Raw genomic sequence first — 16,210 nt, 5'->3', positions numbered from 1 at the left:
TTTGTTAGTGCTTGGAACGGGCACGACGAACACTCCGGACGGTCACGATGCGGCCGCGCGGGTCGCTTTGCGACGGGGCCAGTTCAGCCTCGAAATGCCAGGATTTACGGGCCTCGATCAACTCGGATTCGACCCTTTCCCCCTTGAGGAACAGACCTTGTGCACCCCTTTCAAAGTAGGGCTGTGCATAACCCAGCAGCCGCTCCATCGGGGCCACGGCGCGAGCGGTCACCACGTCGCATTTTATGGTCTGATCCTCCGCCCGGCCGTTGATCACCGTGGCGGGCAAGGCGAGAGCATCGACCGCCTCCTGCAGAAACCGGCAGCGTTTTCCCAGGCTGTCGATCAACCAGACTCGGGCGTCCGATCGCCCCTTCAGCAAGATCGCCAGGACCACGCCGGGAAAACCCGCGCCGGCGCCGAGATCTGCCCAACTGCGCGCCGTAGGGGCCATTTGCAGCAGTTGCGCGCTGTCCCAGGCATGGCGGTTCCAAAAATCCGGCAGGCTGTCCGGCCCAACGAGATTCATCACCGCGTTCGCCTCGCCCAACCGCAGGCGAAAGGCCTCCAGATCGGCCATCTGCTCATCTGAAGCGCCGGCCTTGCTCTGGAAGGCAGCCATCTCCCCTTCCAGCATCAGGCGACCGCCTCGACCTTGGGCGACTTTTTGACATGGGCCAGCAGGGCCGTCAGGGCGCCCGGCGTCATGCCCTCGATACGCCCCGCCTGGCCGAGGGTGCGGGGCCTGATGCGGCTGAGCTTCTCGCGCACCTCATTGGACAGGCTGCCGACGCCGCCATAGTCGAGATCGGCTGGCAGGATCAGATCCTCCTCGGAGCGCAGGGCCTGGGCGTCGATCGCCTGGCGATCGAGATAGTTGCCGTAGCCGGCGTCGATTTCGATCTGCTCGCGGACTTCAGGCTTCCAGTCCGCGATGGCCGGGATGGTCGGCATGAACTGTTGCAGGGTGACGCCCGGAAAGGCGAGCAGTTCACGCATGGAGCGGCGACGGCCGTCGGCGTTCACGGGAATGCCCAGGGCATTGGCCTCTTTCGGCGTGAAAAGCGTTTCACGTGAAACACGGCTCGCCAAGGCCAAGGCTCCGGCCTTGTCCGAAAAGCGCGCCGCCCTGTCGGAGCCGACGATCCCCAGCTTCATCGCCAGCGGCGTCAGCCGCTGATCCGCATTGTCGGCCCGCAGCGTCAGACGGTATTCGGCCCGGCTGGTGAACATGCGATAGGGTTCGGTGACGCCGCGCGTCACCAGGTCATCGACCATGACGCCGATATAGGCTTGGTCCCGACCCAGGATCACTGGATCTTGGCCCGCCGCCGCCCGAGCGGCGTTCAGCCCGGCCATCAAGCCCTGGGCCGCCGCCTCCTCATATCCGGTCGTCCCATTGATCTGGCCGGCCAGATAGAGACCCGGTCTCTTCTTGACCTCAAGGGCGGCCGTCAGTTCGCGCGGATCGACATAGTCGTATTCGATCGCATAGCCGTAACGGAAGACCTCAACAGTCTCCAAACCGGGGATGGTCCGCAGGAAGGCCTGCTGGGTGGCTTCGGATACGGAGGTCGAAATCCCGTTGGGATACACGGTCGGATCATCCAGACCTTCCGGTTCAAGGAAGATCTGGTGGCTGGTCTTGTCAGCGAACCGCACGACCTTGTCCTCGATCGAAGGGCAGTAGCGGGGGCCGCGCCCCGACAGACGCCCGCCATAGACTGCGCTCTCGCTCAGGTTCTCAGCGATGAGGCGATGGGTCTGTTCGGTCGTGTGGGTGACACCGCAGGCGATCTGGGGAACGGTGATCCGATCCGTCAGAAAGGAGAAGGCGCTGGGGGTTTCGTCGGCCTCCTGCATCTCCAGTCGGTCCCAGGCGATGGTCCGCCCATCCAGTCGCGCGGGCGTGCCGGTCTTCAACCGGCCCATGGTCAGGCCGGCGGCGTGCAGATCAACGGCCAGACCCGTCGACGGCGCCTCGCCGTGCCGGCCTGCCGGAATACGCTCATCGCCCCGATGAATGACGCCGTTCAGGAAGGTGCCGGTCGTCAGGACGACAGCAGCGGCTCGAATCCTCTCCCCTGCCCCGGTAATCACGCCCGTGACGCGGTCGCCGTCCAAGATCAGCCGCTCCGCCGTGCCGGCCGTCAGCGTCAGGTTCGCCGTCTGGGCCAGCTCCGCCTGCATGGCTTCCCGATACAGGCGTCGGTCGATCTGGCTGCGTGGTCCCCGAACGGCGGCGCCCTTGGACCGGTTCAGCAGTCGGAATTGGATGCCCGAGGCGTCCGCCAGACGGCCCATGATCCCGTCCATGGCGTCGATCTCACGCACGAGATGCCCCTTGCCCAGGCCGCCGATAGCGGGGTTGCAGGACATTTCGCCGATGGTCTCCAACTTCTGGGTCAGAAGCAGGGTTCGGGCCCCCGCGCGCGCAGAGGCGGCGGCGGCTTCACAGCCGGCGTGGCCGCCGCCGATGACAACGACGTCGAACGAATAGTCGCTTGTGGGGATCATGCGCGCCACATAGGCCAAAACAGCAGATTTCGCCAGAGGCGAGAGCGTGCGACGGTGACGACAGGGTTCGCTGAACGTAGTCCTACTTAAGGTGTTTCACGTGAAACACCGGTATTACTTGCCGATGCAGAAGGTCGAGAACACCTCGCCCAACACCTCTTCGACACCGATCTCGCCGGTGACGCGTGAAAGGGCTTGAGCGGCGCGGCGCAGATCGTCGCCCGCCATTTCGGGAGAGACCTCCAGCGCAGCCAGGCCCGTCCGTACGTCCGCCAGAGCCTCGCTCAGCCGCAGCCGATGACGTTCGCGCGTGATCGCCGGGAAGTCCGCCCCCGACAGATCCCGCTCCAATCGCGCGGCGATCCAGTCATGAAGCTCACTCAGGCCCGCGCCGGTATGACTGCTTACGGCGATCTGATCCCAGCCTTGGGAGCGGATATCGGCCGATCCCAGGTCGCTCTTATTGGCCACGATCAGATCACCCGACCGAACATAGTCCGCCGCCACGCCTTCCACATCGCCGGGCGCTCGAACCCATAGCCTCAGATCCGCCCCCTCTGCGCGCGCCCGCGCGCGCCGAACCCCTTCCGCCTCTACCGGGTCGTCGCTGTCTCTCAATCCGGCCGTATCGGACAGGGTGACGGCATAGCCGCCGATCACCAGTTCGGCGTCCAAAACATCGCGCGTCGTCCCGGCGATCGGCGTGACGATCGCCGCCTCGCGCTGGATCAGGGCGTTGAACAGCGACGACTTACCGGCGTTGGTCTCGCCGATCAGGACGACGCGATAGCCGTCCCGGACCCGCTCTCCCCGCGCCCCGTCCTCGACGGCGCGGTGCAGATCGCGCGCCAGCTGCTCGAGCACAGGCCCCGCCGTCCGCGCCAGATTGTCCGGCACCTCCTCGTCGGGGAAGTCGATCTCGGCCTCGACCAGGGCCAGGGCCTTCAGCAAGTCGCGACGGAAACCGGCGTAGGTCTCGCTGAGCTTCCCGTCCAGCTGACCCAGAGCCTGTCTCGCCTGGGCCGCCGTCTCCGCATCAATCAGATCGGCCACCGCCTCCGCCTGGGCCAAATCCATCCGGCCGTTCTGAAAGGCGCGGCGGGTGAACTCACCCGGCTCGGCGGGCCGCAGTCCCAAGGCGATCAGGGCGCGACTAGCCGCCTCGACCACGGCACGGCCGCCGTGCAGATGAAGCTCGGCTGCGTCCTCGCCTGTGTAGGAATGGGGCCCGACGAACCGAAGGACCAGGGCCTGATCAATGGCGACGCCATCATGATTCAGATCCCGGACCGCAACCAGCCGCGGCTTCAGTCCCCCCGCGCCCAGGGCTTTCAGCGTCGGCGCGACGGCCGGCCCCGAAAGACGCAAGACGGCGATGGCGCCTCGGCCGGGCGGGGTGGCGAGGGCGAAGATGGTGTCCTGGGTCATGGTCTCAGGGGCTTCTCCAACTGCGGAGAAACCTGTGGCTCACTTCACCGCCGCTTCCATCAACCGCCGAAACTGATCCTGCGCCTGAAGGCCGAAACTGGTCCAGGTCTTCAGCAGTTCGTCCGGCTGCATGGCGGCGACATTGGCTTCCATCCGCTTGGTCATCTCGGCCACCATGGCCTCGTTCAGCGGGGCGACGTCAGGCAGTCCCAGAAAGGCGCGCGCCTCCGCCGGAGTGCAATCGATCTCGATCTGAACCTTCATGCCGCCGTGCCTCCTGTTTCACGTGAAACCATCAGATGACGGATCAGGTGTTCATCGACTGGAAGAAGTCCGCGTTGTTCTTCGACTGACGCAGCTTGTCGAGCAGGAATTCGATCGCGTCCTGCGGACCCATCGGATTCAGGATGCGGCGCAGCACATAGGTCTTGGCCAGCTGGTCCTTCGGCGTGATCAGGTCTTCCTTGCGGGTGCCGGACTTCAGCACGTCGATGGCGGGGAAGATGCGCTTGTCCGCCACCTTGCGGTCCAGCACGATTTCCGAGTTGCCGGTGCCCTTGAACTCTTCGAAGATCACCTCGTCCATCCGGCTGCCGGTGTCGATCAGGGCCGTGGCGATGATGGTCAGAGACCCGCCCTGCTCCACATTCCGCGCCGCGCCGAAGAAGCGCTTGGGCCGTTGCAGGGCGTTGGCGTCCACGCCCCCGGTCAGCACCTTGCCCGACGACGGGACGGTGGCGTTGTAAGCCCGGCCCAGGCGGGTGATGGAGTCCAGCAGGATCACCACGTCCTTCTTGTGCTCGACCAGGCGCTTGGCCTTTTCGATCACCATCTCGGCGACGGCGACGTGGCGCGTGGCCGGCTCGTCGAAGGTCGAGGCCACGACCTCGCCCTTGACGGTCCGCTGCATGTCGGTGACCTCTTCCGGCCGTTCGTCGATCAGCAAGACGATCAGGAAGACTTCCGGGTGGTTCCGCTCGATCGACTTGGCGATATTCTGCAGCATCACCGTCTTGCCGACCCGCGGCGGCGCCACGATCAGGCAGCGCTGGCCCTTGCCCAGGGGGGCGACGATGTCGATGACCCGGCCCGAGCGATCCTTCAGGGTCGGATCCTGGATTTCCATGTGCAGCCGCTCCTCGGGATAGAGGGGCGTCAGGTTGTCAAACAGGACCTTGGTCTTCACCATCTCAGGGTCTTCGAGATTGATGGTGTCGACCTTCAGCAGGGCGAAATAGCGCTCGCCCTCGCGCGGCGCCCGCACGGCGCCGTGGACCGTATCGCCCGAGCGCAGGCCGAAGCGGCGGATCTGGGACGGCGACACATAGACGTCGTCCGGGCCGGGCAGATAGTTGGCGTCCGGGCTGCGCAGGAAGCCGAACCCGTCGGGAAGGATTTCCAACACGCCGTCGGCGATGATCTCGACCTCTTCCTCAGCCAGGGCCTTCAGGATGGCGAAGAGCAGATCCTGTTTGCGCAGGTTGGAGGCGTTCTCGACCTCCAGCTGTTCGGCGAAGGCGACCAGGTCGGCCGGGGTCTTCTCATTCAACTCGGCCAGGGTGATCCGGCCGTTCGGCACCACGGGCTCGCCGTCCTCATCCTCGTCCGCCGTAGTGTCCACGCCCGAGTCTGCGCCCGCCGCCTCGCCGGCCTCATGCGCGGCGCCGTGATGGGTCGGGGCTTCGGCCTCGATTTCGGTCTCGGGAGTGTCGGTGACGTCGGTCATGATACAGGCTCGCGGACGCGCGCACGGAACCGCACGGCGTCAGGTCTCTGGAAATGTCTGGCCTTTCGGCCGAAGGGGGGCACGACGGTCTCCCGCTGGTCGAACCGGCGGGCGTCGCGAAAAGAGAGGGACCGCTGGACGGACCGAACGGTTCACCACCAGCGGAACCACAGGCGAGAGGTCAGGTCAAGCGGAGCCGCTCACCCGAACGTCCACTCCGTGGTGACCGACAGCACCATGATGATGGCCAGGACGAACGGGACCTCGTTCGTCATCCGCCAGAACTTGCCGGAATATTTCGACGTCCCCGCCGCGATCTTCTTGCGCTGCGCCGCCAGGAAGCCGTGCCAGCCGCTCAACAGCAGGACGCCGATCAGTTTGGCCACCATCCACGGCTCGGCCAGAAGCGCCGCCCCCCGCGCCGAGACGTCGATATGGATCAGCCACAGGCCGAAGCCCCAAGCCAGGATCATGGCCGGGTTCAGGATGATGCGCAGCAGCCGCGTCTGCCACAGCCTCAGCAGGGCCTGCATCTCGCCGCGCAGGGGCTCGGGCTTGGCGTTCTGCTCGACGTCATAAGCATAGAGCCGCGGCAGGAACAGCAGACCCGCCATCCAGGCGATCACCGCCAGTATGTGCAGGCCCCGGGCCAGATCGTACAGGTTCACGCTGCGCTCCTTTCGTTACGACAGGGACAGGCCTTCCAGTCCGTCTGACAGCCCAGACCGAAGGGAGCGACCCCCGTGCGGCCCAGGGCGTCGATCGTCGCCGCCGCCAGAGCCTCGATGAACACGGGCGCAGTGCCGACCGCCGGCGCGCGCAGATAGGGCCTGACCCCCTTATCATGGGCCAGTTCGCCGTATTCGATGTCCAGCTCGACCAGGGTCTCGATGTGTTCGGAGACAAAGGCGATGGGGGTGATGACCACCCCGACCCCGTCGCGGCCGGCCTGTTCGATCGCCTCAGGCGTGGACGGCCCCAGCCATTTCATCGGTCCGACGCGGCTCTGGTAGCAGAGGGCATGGTCGATGGGGCCCCGGTCGCGCTCGATGGCGGCGACCACGGCGGCGACGGTCGTCTCGACCTGTTCCTGATAGGGGTCGCCCTTGCCGCTGACCAACTTCTCCGGGATGCCGTGGGCCGAGAACAGCACCCGCACCGGTCCGTCGCCCGCCTCATCCAGTTTGGATGCGATCGCCTGGGCCTGGGCCTCGACCCAGCCGTCGGCGCGAGGATAACAGCAGACCGTCCGGCTGACGCCCGACCCGGCATAGGTCTCGTTCCAGATCTTCAGCGAGGACTGGGTCGTCGTCGTCGAGAACTGCGGATAGAGGGGCAGCAGCACCACCTCGTCGGGCGCGAAGGCCGCCACCTCGACCGCCGTCTGATCGGTCAGCGGCCGCCAGTAGCGCATGGCGATAAAGACCCGGACCTCGTCCCCGGCCAACCGGGCGTTCAGCACCGCCTCCAGGGCCTCAGCCTGCAGCCGGGTTCCAGGCAGCAGGGGCGACCCGCCTCCCATCAAGGCGTAGTTGGCCTGGGCGCTCGCCTCCCGCCGGCTGGAGATCAGCTTCGCCAGGGGCGTTCGCACGATCCCCGGCAGGCCGATGATGGCCGGATCATTGAACAGATTGAACAGGAAGGGCTTCACCGAAGCCTGATCGTCGGGTCCGCCCAGATTGAACAGCACCACCGCGATGCGGCGGCCCGGCAAGGGTTGGGTCATTGGGCGCCGATCCTTTTCAGAACCTGTTCGACATGGTCGATGGGCACGTCGGGCAATATGCCATGACCCAGGTTGAACACCCACGGCCCCTGGCCCCATGCCTCCATCAGCTGATCCACCCGGCGGTCCAACAGTTCGCCCCCGGCGCGCAGCAGCAGGGGGTCCAGCGCGCCCTGGATCGGCTTGATCTGCTGCACCCGTCCGCCGACTTCCAGCGGACAGGCGGTGTCCAGGGCGACCGCATCGACCTCGACCGCCTGGGCATACCGCTCCGCCAGGGCTGCAGAGCCCCGCGGGAAACCGATCAGGGGCACGGTGACGCCCAACTCCCGCGTGCGCTTCACAAGCGCCTGGTGGGGATTCAGGACCAGCCTTTCGAACAGATCGTCGGGCAGGCCCTCAGCCCAGCTCTCGAAGATCTTCAGCACCTGGGCGCCGGAGTCGGCCTGCATCTTCAGATACCGGGCCGTCGCCTCGACCAGTACCTCCAGTGTCTCATCCACCCGCCTGGGATCGGCATAGGCGTAGGTCCGCGCCGCCGCCCGCTCGCCCTTGCCGATGGTCCGGGCTTCGCCGTCCAGCATATAGGTGGCCACGGTCCAGGGCGCGCCGGCGAAACCGATCAGGGCCCGCTCCGGCTCGAGCGCCGCGCGCACGATCGACAGGGTTTCGCCCACGGCGGACAGATGCTCGCCCGCCCCGGCGGCCAACTCCATCATCCGCCCCGGAATGGGCATGGCGCCCAGACGCGGTCCCTCCCCCGCCTCGAACCACACGTCCTGACCCAGGGCCTGGGGGATCAGCAGGATGTCGGCGAATACGATGGCCGCATCGAAGCCGAACCGACGCATCGGCTGGAGCGTCGCCTCAGCGGCCATCTCCGGGTTCAGGCAAAAACTGATAAAATCCGGCGCCTCGGCCCTCAGCCGGCGATATTCGGGCAGATACCGTCCCGCCTGACGCATGAACCAGACCGGCGGTCGATCCAGCGTCTCTCCTCGGAGAGCCCGAATCATCATCGGCGCCTCTTGGGGCGTCTGAACGGCGTTCTGGGTCGGATCGGTCATGCCGGACGATTAAGGTCACAGCCCACCGCTCTCAATCCCTAATCAAGTTAAGAATTAAAAGATTCGTAGTGGCAGGTAGGGCGGTGGAACGGCGGGGATGAATGCGGCGGCTGTGGCGGAACAAAAGCGGATATCCACGCGCCTCCAGGCGCCGTCGGGGATGCGGAACAGGATTATACGGCCGGTGGACAATCTCTAATGAAACCTTAACGGCAAAGGCTTTGCGGGGCGTTCGGCCTGTGAACGAGGTAAACCGGCGTTAACCCTTCATTAGGATTTTCCACAAAGAGGCGGAAAACGGTTTTCCGCCTTGGGATGAACCGGGGCCGGAGGGTTTTCGTCGTCCACCCTCATCCCCGCTCGCCGCCGTCGCCGTCTGGGTCTAAGGAGAGAAACGCCCGGACGGTCCCCAGCCATCCCCAGGGCGCGACCCGTCCTTCAACAGAGAGACGATCCCCGAATGAGTCCTGCGCGACCCGCCGCCGCCCGCCCCGGCCCTGCCCGCCTGGCCACCTATTTTCACGTGCATCTGGTGTCGGACTCGACCGGCGAGACCCTGAACGCGATGGCCAAGGCGGTGACGGCGCGGTTCGACGGCGTCATTCCGATCGAACATATCTACGCCCTGGTCCGCTCGGAAAAGCAGATGGACCGGGTTCTGCAGGAGGTGGAGGCCGCGCCGGGGGTGGTGCTGCATACCCTGGTCGACCGCCAGCTGCGCGAACAGTTGGAGGAGGGATGTCGCCGGCTGGAAATGCCCCAGATCGGCGCCCTTGACCCCCTCGTCGGCGCCATGTCCCGCTATCTCGGCGCGGCGGCCCTCTCGACCCGCGTCGGGGCCCAGCATGCTCTGGATCACGACTATTTCAATCGGATCGCCGCGCTCGATTTCGCCATGGCCTATGACGACGGTCAGGGCACCCTGGAGCAGTTGGAGGGCGCCGATGTCGTGCTGTGCGGCGTCAGCCGAACGTCCAAGACTCCGACCTGCATCTATCTGGCCCATCGCGGCATCCGCGCGGCCAATGTGCCCCTGGTGCCGGGCCAGGAGGACGGCGAGCGCTTGACCCAGTTGAAGAATCCCCTGGTCATCGGCCTGACCGTCTCGCCCGACCGCCTGGTCCAGATCCGCCGCAACCGGATCGAAAACCTGAACGCCAACCAGTCGTCCAGCTATACGGACCAGGACGCGGTTCGAGAGGAGACGATCAAGGCCAAGCGCGCCTTCGCTCGGCGGGGCTGGCCCACGATCGACGTCACCCGGCGTTCGGTGGAGGAGACGGCGGCCGCCATCACCAATCTGCTGAGCGAGCACCGCACCCATAAGATCGGAACCAGCTGGTGACGGCCGAAACCCTGATCCTGGCGTCCAAGAGCGCCGCCCGCCGGGCCATGCTGGAAAACGCCGGCGTGCCTTTCGACATTCGCATCGCCGATGTGGACGAGGCGGCGATCAAGGCCGTCTCGACCGATCTGGACCCGGCCGCCCTCGCGGTGCGTCTGGCTGAGGCCAAGGCCCTGACGGTCTCGCGCGACGATCCGACCGCCTGGGTTCTCGGCTCGGACCAGACCCTGGCCTTCGACGGGGGGCTGGTCTCCAAGGCCCAATCGCTCGAGGCCGCCCGCGCGCGGCTGGAATCGATGCGTGGTCGCACCCACCATCTCCATTCCGGCGCCGCCCTGGCGATAAAGGGCGAGATCGTCTGGTCGGGCGTGGACACGGTCGAGATGCGGATGCGCGACTTCTCCGACGCCTTTCTGGACGCCTATCTGGCCGCAGAGGGCGAGGCCCTGCTGGCCTGTGTCGGCTCCTATCGGCTGGAGGGACTGGGCGCCCAGCTGTTCGAGGCGGTGGACGGCGATTATTTCACCGTCCTGGGCCTGCCGCTCTGGCCGGTCCTGACTGAGCTGCGTCGCGTTGGGGTCCTGTCCGCATGAGCCGTCATCGCATTACCGGCGCCGCCCTGGTCGCCGGCATCGCCGGCAAGCCGGTGGCCCATTCCCTGAGCCCCGTCATCCACAACGCCTGGCTGGCGGCCGGGGACATCGACGGCGCCTATGTCCCCTTCGCCCCCGCCGATGCGGCGGGGTTCGAGGCCCTGGTCGCCGCCGGCCGGGCCGGTCTGATCCAGGGCCTGAACGTCACCGCCCCGTTCAAGGAACAGGCCTTCGCCCTGGCCGACCAGGCCACGGCGGCGGCCCGGCTGACCGCCTCCGCCAACATCCTGACCTTCGACGCCGGCCGGGTCTCGGCCGACAGTTCGGACGGCGTCGGCCTGATGCTGGGGCTGAAGGAGCAGGCGCCGGATCTGGCGCTGAAGGGCCGTCCGGTCGTCCTCCTGGGCGCGGGCGGCGCGGCGCGGGCCGGCGCCGGCGCCCTGGTCGAGGCGGGCGCCCAGGTTCGGATCGTCAACCGCTCGCGCGACCGGGCCGAGGCCCTGGCGGCGGATCTCGGCGCTTCGGTCCGCGTCATGGCCGTGTCTGAGGCCCTGGACGGCGCCGCCCTGGTCATCAACGCCCTCAGCGTCCAGCCGGATTTCGATTTCGACGCCGTCGCCCCCGGCACGGTGATGATGGACATGACCTACAAGCCCCTGACCACCCCCTTCCTGGCGGCGGCGCGGGTGCGGGGCCTGCCGACGGTCGACGGCCTGGCCATGCTGATCGGCCAGGCGGCGCCCTCGTTCCGGGCCCTGTTCCGCCGACCGCCCCCGCCGCTGGATCTGCGCGCCCTGCTGACCGCCCATATGGATCAGACGGCATGATCCTGCTCGGCCTGACGGGCTCCATCGGCATGGGCAAGTCGACGACGACCGCCATGTTCGCCGACCTCGGCGCCGTGGTCTGGAACGCCGATGACGCCGTGCACCGCCTCTACGCCCCCGGCGGCGCGGCGGTCGAGCCGGTCGGCGCGGCCTTTCCCGGCGTGGTCGTGGACGGCGCCGTGGACCGCGTCCGCCTGGCCGAGGCCCTGGGGCGGGACGAAACCGCCTTCCGGCGGCTGGAAGCCATCGTCCATCCCCTGGTGGCCCAGGGCCGGGCGGGCGATCTGGCGGCGGCCAGGGTCATGGGGGTAAGGCTGGCGGTCCTGGACATTCCTCTGCTGTTTGAAACCGGCGGCGACGCCCATGTCGACGCCGTGGTCGTGGTCACCGCCGATCCGGAGGTCCAGGCCGAACGGGTTCTGGCCCGCCCCGGCATGACCCGCGACCGGTTCGAGGCCGTTCTGGCCCGCCAGCTGCCCGACGCGGAAAAACGCGCCCGCGCCGACTTCGTTATCGACACCGGCCACGGCCTGGAGCCTGCCCGAGCCGAGGTCGCCGCTGTGGTTCAGACTGTGCTGGATCCGGCGTGGATATCTCCCCGTCGCCGCGCGGGGGCTCTTTCACCGTCTGACGAACGGGGCCATTAAGGCGCGATGGCGCGCGAGATCGTTCTGGACACCGAAACCACCGGCTTCGACCCCAAGACGGGCGACCGGCTGATCGAGGTCGGCTGTATCGAACTGCTGGACCTGCTGCCGACGGGCCGCACCTTCCACCGGTTCGTCAATCCCGAGCGGCTGATCCCGCCGGACGCGATCCGCGTCCACGGCATTACCGACGAGAAGGTCAAGGACGCTCCCAAATTCCACGAGATCGTCGACGATCTGATCGAATTCATCGGCGACGCCCCGATGATCGCCCATAACGCCGCCTTCGACCGGAACTTCATCGACTTCGAATATGCACGCTGCGGCCGTCCGATCACCGGCGAGGCGCGGTGGATCGACACCCTGAAACTGGCCCAGACCCGGTTCCCGGGCATGCCCAACTCGCTGGACGCCCTGTGCAAGCGCTTCAAGGTGTCCCTGGTCGAGCGGACCCTGCACGGCGCCCTGATCGACGCCCGTCTGCTGGCCGAGGTCTATCTGGAGCTGCGCGGCGGCAAGGAGCGGGTGCTGGACCTGTCGTCGACCCCGGCGGCGAGCCGCGGCGCGACCGGCGCTGTTCAAGCGGCTGCTTACGGCCCCCGCCCCCGCCCCCTGGCTCCGCGTTCGACGCCGGAGGAGCAGGCGGACCATCTAGCCTTCCTGGCCGAGACCCTGAAGGACCGGTCGCTCTGGGCGGCCTACGGCGTCGGGGCCGACGAAGAGGCGGCGGCCTGATTCCACGCGCCTCGGCCGAAACGAAAAAGGCGGCCCCTCTGAGGACCGCCCTTCCCTCGTCAATTTGGGTTCGGCTCAGGCTTGGCCGGTCTCGATCGGCTGCTGGGCGATCTGCTGCTGGCGCGCGATATAGATGGCGGCGAAGTCGATCGGGTCCAGCATGAAGGGCGGATAGAAGCCGCCGTCGGCCGTGGCGCGGGCGATGATTTCACGCGCGAACGGGAAGAGATAACGGGGGCATTCGATCAGCAGCAAGGGCTCAATGTCCTGCTCCTGGACGTTCGCCAGCTGGAACAGACCGCCATAGACCAGTTCGACGTGGAAGACGGCCTGGTTCTCGTGGGTCGCCTTGACCGACAGCTTCAGGTCCAGTTCGAACAGACCGTCGGGGCGGCCTTGGGCCGACATTTCGACGCCCAGGTCGATCGCCGGCTTGCCGTCGATACGCAGGGATTCCGGGGCGCGGGGGTTTTCGAACGAAAAGTCCCGCACATACTGGGCCAGGATGCGGAAGCCGGGGCCTGCGGGTTGACCCTGCTGAGGCTGGGCCGGTGCGGGGGTGTCGGCGGGCGGAGCGGCGTCGGTCATGGGCGTGTTCGATTGCGAAAAAGGGCCGATAGGGCCGGAATAAGGCGCCGCGACTAACACGCCGGGGCGGCCGGCCGCAATGTCGCACCTGCGCCGGGGGGCGCGCCGCGCCTTGCTTCCTCCTATATCAGCCCCTAATCGTCTCCCTCGCGCCTTCTCCTTCGCGCGCCGACATTCAGGAAGTCCCCTTGCCGGTCCAGTTCCAGATCGTGATCTTCGCCGTCATCGCGGCCTTCGTCCTGTTCCAGCTCTACAATGTGCTGGGCAAGAAGGTGGGGCGACAGCCGCAGGAGGACGCCAAGACCTTGGCCACGCCCAGCCCGACTGCCCCCGAGGCCTCGAAGACGCCGGCCCTGGACGCCGCCCTTCTGGCGTCGATCGCGGGTTTGAAGGCGCGCGATCCCGCCTTCGATCCGCACCGGTTCCTGGAAGGGGCGCGTCAAGCGTATGAGACCATCGTGCGCGGCTACGCCGCCGGCGATCGCGCCGCCTTGAAGCCCCTTCTGACGCCGACCGTCATGGCCTCGTTCGAGGCCGGCATCGCGGCGCGGGAAACCCGGGGCGAGACGGAGACGGTCGAATTCCTCTTCCCGCCCCGCGCCGATCTTGAAGGCGCCACGGTCCAGGGCGACAAGGCCGTGGCCAAGGTCCGTTTCCTGGCCGAACTGCGCAGCCGCGTGACCAAGGCCTCGGGCGAGACCGCCGATTCCGTGACCGGCGAGCCCCTGGTCGAGGAACGCCGTACCGCCGAACACTGGACCTTCGAACGCAGCCTGGGCGCCGCCGATCCCAACTGGGTCCTGGCCCGCGTCGAGCCGGCCAGCGCCTGATGTCGGTCTCGCGCCGGCTCGGCCGGCGGACGGCGCGTCTGTGGCCCCTGCTGGCGGTCGCCGCCTGCTCCACGGGCCCGGCGATCACCCCGCCTCTTCCTCAGACGCCGCCGGCGTCCCGGCCCTCGGAGACTGAGGCGGGTCCCCGCCCCTATCTGCCCGCGCCCAGCCCCGCCGAGGGCGTCAGCCCGGCGGTGCTGCCCGGCTGGAACGACGAGGATCATCTGGCGGCCTTTCGCGCCTATGTCGGCGGCTGCGCCGCCGCGCGGGATGCGGCCGGCCGCGCCGTCTGCAGCCGCGCTCAGGCCATGGCGGCCGCTCCCGTCACTCCGTCCGACGCGCGGGCCTTTTTCGAAGCCCGTTTCAGCGCGGTCCCGGCTCAGACCCCAGACGGGCGTCCCGGCCTTTTGACCGCCTATTTCGCTCCGGAATATTCGGCCCGCCGCGCCCCGGACGCGGAGTTTTCGGCGCCCGTCCTGCCCAAGCCGGCCGATCCCCGCGCCGCCGGCGACCGGGCGGCCATCGAGGCCGACGCCCGCCCCGACCAGGCCCTGGCCTGGATGCGGGCCGAGGACCTCTTCTTCCTCCAGATCCAGGGCTCCGGCTATCTGACCTTCGAGGACGGAACCCGCGCCCGCGCGGCCTACGCCGGCGACAACGGCCGTCCCTTCGTCGGCATCGCCCGGCCGATGGCGCGCCAAGGCCTGCTGCCGGAGAACGGCACGTCCGGAGAGGCGATCCGCGCCTGGCTGGCCGACCATCGCGGGCCTGAGGCCCAGGCCGTCATGGCCCTGAACCCCCGCTACATCTTCTTCCGGCTGGACCCCGACGACGACGGCCATCCCGCCGGGGCGGCGGGCCTGCCCCTGATCGAGCGCCGGGCGGTGGCGGTCGATCCGTCCCAGTGGCGCTACGGCGATCTGGTTTGGCTGGAGGCGGACGGCGGAAATCTGCGCGGCGCCACGACCTCCTATCGCGGTCTGGCCATGGCCCTGGATACGGGGTCGGCCATTCGCGGCCCGGTGCGGGCCGACCTCTATATGGGCCGTGGAGACGCCGCCGGCGCCGAGGCCGGGACGGTGCGCCATCCCCTGCATATGTGGCGGCTGATCCCCAAGGGCTGAGGACGCCGCGCTTCGGCCTGGGCGGTCCGTCGGCTCGAAAAAAGGTGTCCGATGTGTCCGATCTGTCCGACGGCCCTTGTTTTCTATGAAGAAACTGTCGGACACCGACCGGACTGTCCGGTGTCAGACGCGCTCTGCCCTCTTGGCGATGTCAAAGACCGAGGCGCCATTATAGGCGCGGCTGAAGGGGCGCCGGGCAGATCCTCGATCGGATCTGCAAGCCTCTGAATTGGCGCGGCCTTAAGGCGGACATCGCGCCGATCAGGCTCCAGGTTCAATCGACATTCAGCCTACTGCGGTCAGGCCGCTCTTCCCGCGTCAGAGGGCCTTGATGCGGCGACCGGGTTCATCACGGCGAGCACGGCGCATTCACAGCGGTCACGACGCCATCAGTACGCGCCGTGTTCGCCGTGACCTCGTCGTGCCCCGTTGTGATGAACCCACCCTCAATCGGCGTTCCGCCGCCAGACGGTTTCCCTTCCGCTGACGCGGGAAGGAAGACCGACACTCAATGGAATAGAGTCTTCAACGTCCGAGGCGCTTCTCCTAGATTGGCGCTAGGCTAGGTCCTCGATCTCCGCCTCGGTCAGTTCGCCAGGGACGATGGTGACGGGCAGTTTGCGGCCCCCCACATGGGCGCCCTGTTTCAATATGGCGGAGACCAGTGGGCCGGGCCCGCGTGAGCCCGATCCCGCCGCCAGGACCAGGATCTTGATGTCCGGATCGTCGCCCACGACCTTCTTGATCGCCGCCTGGGGCTCGCCCTTCTCGATCAGGAAGACCGGCGGCGCGCCCGATCGCTCCATCGCCTCCTCGCCCAGCCGGTTCAGCAGGGCCTCGGCCTCTTCGCGCTGCTGCCGCTCGATCTCCTCGCGCGCGCCGGACCAGTGGGCGTCGCTGTGGGACGCCAGGACACGCAGCATGACCACCCGCCCGCCGGTGGATTTGGCCCGCCGGCAGGCGAAGCGCAGGGCGGCTTCGAACTCAGGACTGTCGTCGACGACGACCAGGAACTTTCTCGGCATGACGGCCTCCCCAGCCGGTTTTCCCTGACGGA

The 16,210-nt window shown here is 67.5% G+C and carries 17 protein-coding genes; 7 read left to right on the top strand and 10 right to left on the bottom strand.

Annotation, left to right across the window (positions count from 1 at the left end; translation table 11 throughout):
- Nucleotides 1-4: 4 nt before the first annotated feature.
- The 8 genes from rsmG to hemE form a co-directional block, all read right to left on the bottom strand.
- Nucleotides 5-637, bottom strand: coding sequence for a 16S rRNA (guanine(527)-N(7))-methyltransferase RsmG (rsmG, locus tag ACZ5M6_RS03020; protein WP_287105465.1), 633 nt, complete (start codon nt 635-637; stop codon nt 5-7).
- The gene (gene mnmG, locus ACZ5M6_RS03015; RefSeq protein WP_464159626.1) at nt 637-2,517 is read right to left on the bottom strand and encodes a tRNA uridine-5-carboxymethylaminomethyl(34) synthesis enzyme MnmG; all 1,881 of its coding nucleotides are present in this window, start codon (nt 2,515-2,517) and stop codon (nt 637-639) included. Before mnmG ends, rsmG begins: the two co-directional genes overlap by 1 nt.
- A gap of 114 nt (nt 2,518-2,631) precedes the next feature.
- Entirely contained in the window at nt 2,632-3,945 is a 1,314-nt protein-coding gene (gene mnmE / locus ACZ5M6_RS03010; RefSeq protein ID WP_464159624.1) for a tRNA uridine-5-carboxymethylaminomethyl(34) synthesis GTPase MnmE, read from the bottom strand.
- Nucleotides 3,946-3,984: 39 nt separating this feature from the next.
- Nucleotides 3,985-4,209 (bottom strand): DUF6489 family protein, encoded by a 225-nt coding sequence (locus ACZ5M6_RS03005; RefSeq protein WP_152949258.1) that lies wholly within the window; start codon nt 4,207-4,209, stop codon nt 3,985-3,987.
- Between the two features lie 43 nt (nt 4,210-4,252).
- Nucleotides 4,253-5,671 (bottom strand): transcription termination factor Rho, encoded by a 1,419-nt coding sequence (gene rho, locus ACZ5M6_RS03000; protein ID WP_054764413.1) that lies wholly within the window; start codon nt 5,669-5,671, stop codon nt 4,253-4,255.
- A 200-nt stretch (nt 5,672-5,871) separates the two neighbouring features.
- The gene (locus ACZ5M6_RS02995; RefSeq protein WP_054764412.1) at nt 5,872-6,339 is read right to left on the bottom strand and encodes a CopD family protein; all 468 of its coding nucleotides are present in this window, start codon (nt 6,337-6,339) and stop codon (nt 5,872-5,874) included.
- Complete coding sequence (gene hemH / locus ACZ5M6_RS02990) at nt 6,336-7,397, bottom strand: ferrochelatase (RefSeq protein WP_054764411.1); 1,062 nt, start codon at nt 7,395-7,397, stop codon at nt 6,336-6,338. The genes ACZ5M6_RS02995 and hemH overlap by 4 nt, the downstream gene beginning before the upstream one ends.
- Nucleotides 7,394-8,464: a uroporphyrinogen decarboxylase gene (gene hemE / locus ACZ5M6_RS02985; protein ID WP_444571556.1), complete on the bottom strand. Its 1,071-nt coding sequence runs from the start codon at nt 8,462-8,464 to the stop codon at nt 7,394-7,396. Before hemE ends, hemH begins: the two co-directional genes overlap by 4 nt.
- Before the next feature lie 460 nt (nt 8,465-8,924).
- Here hemE and ACZ5M6_RS02980 point away from each other — a divergent pair, with 460 nt between their 5' ends.
- The 5 genes from ACZ5M6_RS02980 to dnaQ are packed head-to-tail and all read left to right on the top strand — an operon-like array spanning nt 8,925 to nt 12,611.
- Nucleotides 8,925-9,809, top strand: coding sequence for a pyruvate, water dikinase regulatory protein (locus ACZ5M6_RS02980; RefSeq protein WP_054764409.1), 885 nt, complete (start codon nt 8,925-8,927; stop codon nt 9,807-9,809).
- Nucleotides 9,806-10,402 carry a Maf family protein gene (locus tag ACZ5M6_RS02975; protein WP_464159621.1) on the top strand — a complete coding sequence of 199 codons (597 nt, stop codon included), beginning with the start codon at nt 9,806-9,808 and terminating at the stop codon, nt 10,400-10,402. Before ACZ5M6_RS02980 ends, ACZ5M6_RS02975 begins: the two co-directional genes overlap by 4 nt.
- The gene (locus tag ACZ5M6_RS02970) at nt 10,399-11,229 is read left to right on the top strand and encodes a shikimate dehydrogenase family protein (protein WP_152949253.1); all 831 of its coding nucleotides are present in this window, start codon (nt 10,399-10,401) and stop codon (nt 11,227-11,229) included. Before ACZ5M6_RS02975 ends, ACZ5M6_RS02970 begins: the two co-directional genes overlap by 4 nt.
- Nucleotides 11,226-11,876: a dephospho-CoA kinase gene (gene coaE / locus ACZ5M6_RS02965; protein ID WP_464159619.1), complete on the top strand. Its 651-nt coding sequence runs from the start codon at nt 11,226-11,228 to the stop codon at nt 11,874-11,876. The genes ACZ5M6_RS02970 and coaE overlap by 4 nt, the downstream gene beginning before the upstream one ends.
- Nucleotides 11,877-11,882: 6 nt before the next feature.
- The gene (dnaQ, locus tag ACZ5M6_RS02960; RefSeq protein ID WP_054764405.1) at nt 11,883-12,611 is read left to right on the top strand and encodes a DNA polymerase III subunit epsilon; all 729 of its coding nucleotides are present in this window, start codon (nt 11,883-11,885) and stop codon (nt 12,609-12,611) included.
- 75 nt (nt 12,612-12,686) lie between these two features.
- Here dnaQ and secB read toward each other — a convergent pair whose 3' ends face one another.
- Entirely contained in the window at nt 12,687-13,199 is a 513-nt protein-coding gene (gene secB / locus ACZ5M6_RS02955; protein WP_054764404.1) for a protein-export chaperone SecB, read from the bottom strand.
- Nucleotides 13,200-13,387: 188 nt separating this feature from the next.
- On the opposite strand from secB, the gene timA reads away from it, so the two are divergent.
- Complete coding sequence (gene timA / locus ACZ5M6_RS02950) at nt 13,388-14,029, top strand: TIM44-related membrane protein TimA (protein ID WP_054764403.1); 642 nt, start codon at nt 13,388-13,390, stop codon at nt 14,027-14,029.
- Nucleotides 14,029-15,153 (top strand): MltA domain-containing protein, encoded by a 1,125-nt coding sequence (locus ACZ5M6_RS02945; protein ID WP_464159617.1) that lies wholly within the window; start codon nt 14,029-14,031, stop codon nt 15,151-15,153. Before timA ends, ACZ5M6_RS02945 begins: the two co-directional genes overlap by 1 nt.
- A gap of 557 nt (nt 15,154-15,710) precedes the next feature.
- Here ACZ5M6_RS02945 and ACZ5M6_RS02940 read toward each other — a convergent pair.
- Entirely contained in the window at nt 15,711-16,178 is a 468-nt protein-coding gene (locus ACZ5M6_RS02940) for a universal stress protein (protein WP_152949247.1), read from the bottom strand.
- Nucleotides 16,179-16,210: the final 32 nt, after the last annotated feature.

The organism is Brevundimonas sp. Br13 (genome assembly GCF_055391505.1).
This window is presented reverse-complemented; position numbering and strand designations above follow the sequence as displayed.

Bases quoted from the DNA above. Each gene is read 5' to 3' on its own strand.
- rsmG (WP_287105465.1), bottom strand. From the start codon at position 637: ATGCTGGAAGGGGAGATGGCTGCCTTCCAGAGCAAGGCCGGCGCTTCA.
- mnmG (WP_464159626.1), bottom strand. From the start codon at position 2,517: ATGATCCCCACAAGCGACTATTCGTTCGACGTCGTTGTCATCGGCGGC.
- mnmE (WP_464159624.1), bottom strand. From the start codon at position 3,945: ATGACCCAGGACACCATCTTCGCCCTCGCCACCCCGCCCGGCCGAGGC.
- ACZ5M6_RS03005 (WP_152949258.1), bottom strand. From the start codon at position 4,209: ATGAAGGTTCAGATCGAGATCGATTGCACTCCGGCGGAGGCGCGCGCC.
- rho (WP_054764413.1), bottom strand. From the start codon at position 5,671: ATGACCGACGTCACCGACACTCCCGAGACCGAAATCGAGGCCGAAGCC.
- hemH (WP_054764411.1), bottom strand. From the start codon at position 7,397: ATGACCCAACCCTTGCCGGGCCGCCGCATCGCGGTGGTGCTGTTCAAT.
- hemE (WP_444571556.1), bottom strand. From the start codon at position 8,464: ATGACCGATCCGACCCAGAACGCCGTTCAGACGCCCCAAGAGGCGCCG.
- ACZ5M6_RS02980 (WP_054764409.1), top strand. From the start codon at position 8,925: ATGAGTCCTGCGCGACCCGCCGCCGCCCGCCCCGGCCCTGCCCGCCTG.
- ACZ5M6_RS02970 (WP_152949253.1), top strand. From the start codon at position 10,399: ATGAGCCGTCATCGCATTACCGGCGCCGCCCTGGTCGCCGGCATCGCC.
- coaE (WP_464159619.1), top strand. From the start codon at position 11,226: ATGATCCTGCTCGGCCTGACGGGCTCCATCGGCATGGGCAAGTCGACG.
- dnaQ (WP_054764405.1), top strand. From the start codon at position 11,883: ATGGCGCGCGAGATCGTTCTGGACACCGAAACCACCGGCTTCGACCCC.
- secB (WP_054764404.1), bottom strand. From the start codon at position 13,199: ATGACCGACGCCGCTCCGCCCGCCGACACCCCCGCACCGGCCCAGCCT.
- ACZ5M6_RS02945 (WP_464159617.1), top strand. From the start codon at position 14,029: ATGTCGGTCTCGCGCCGGCTCGGCCGGCGGACGGCGCGTCTGTGGCCC.
- ACZ5M6_RS02940 (WP_152949247.1), bottom strand. From the start codon at position 16,178: ATGCCGAGAAAGTTCCTGGTCGTCGTCGACGACAGTCCTGAGTTCGAA.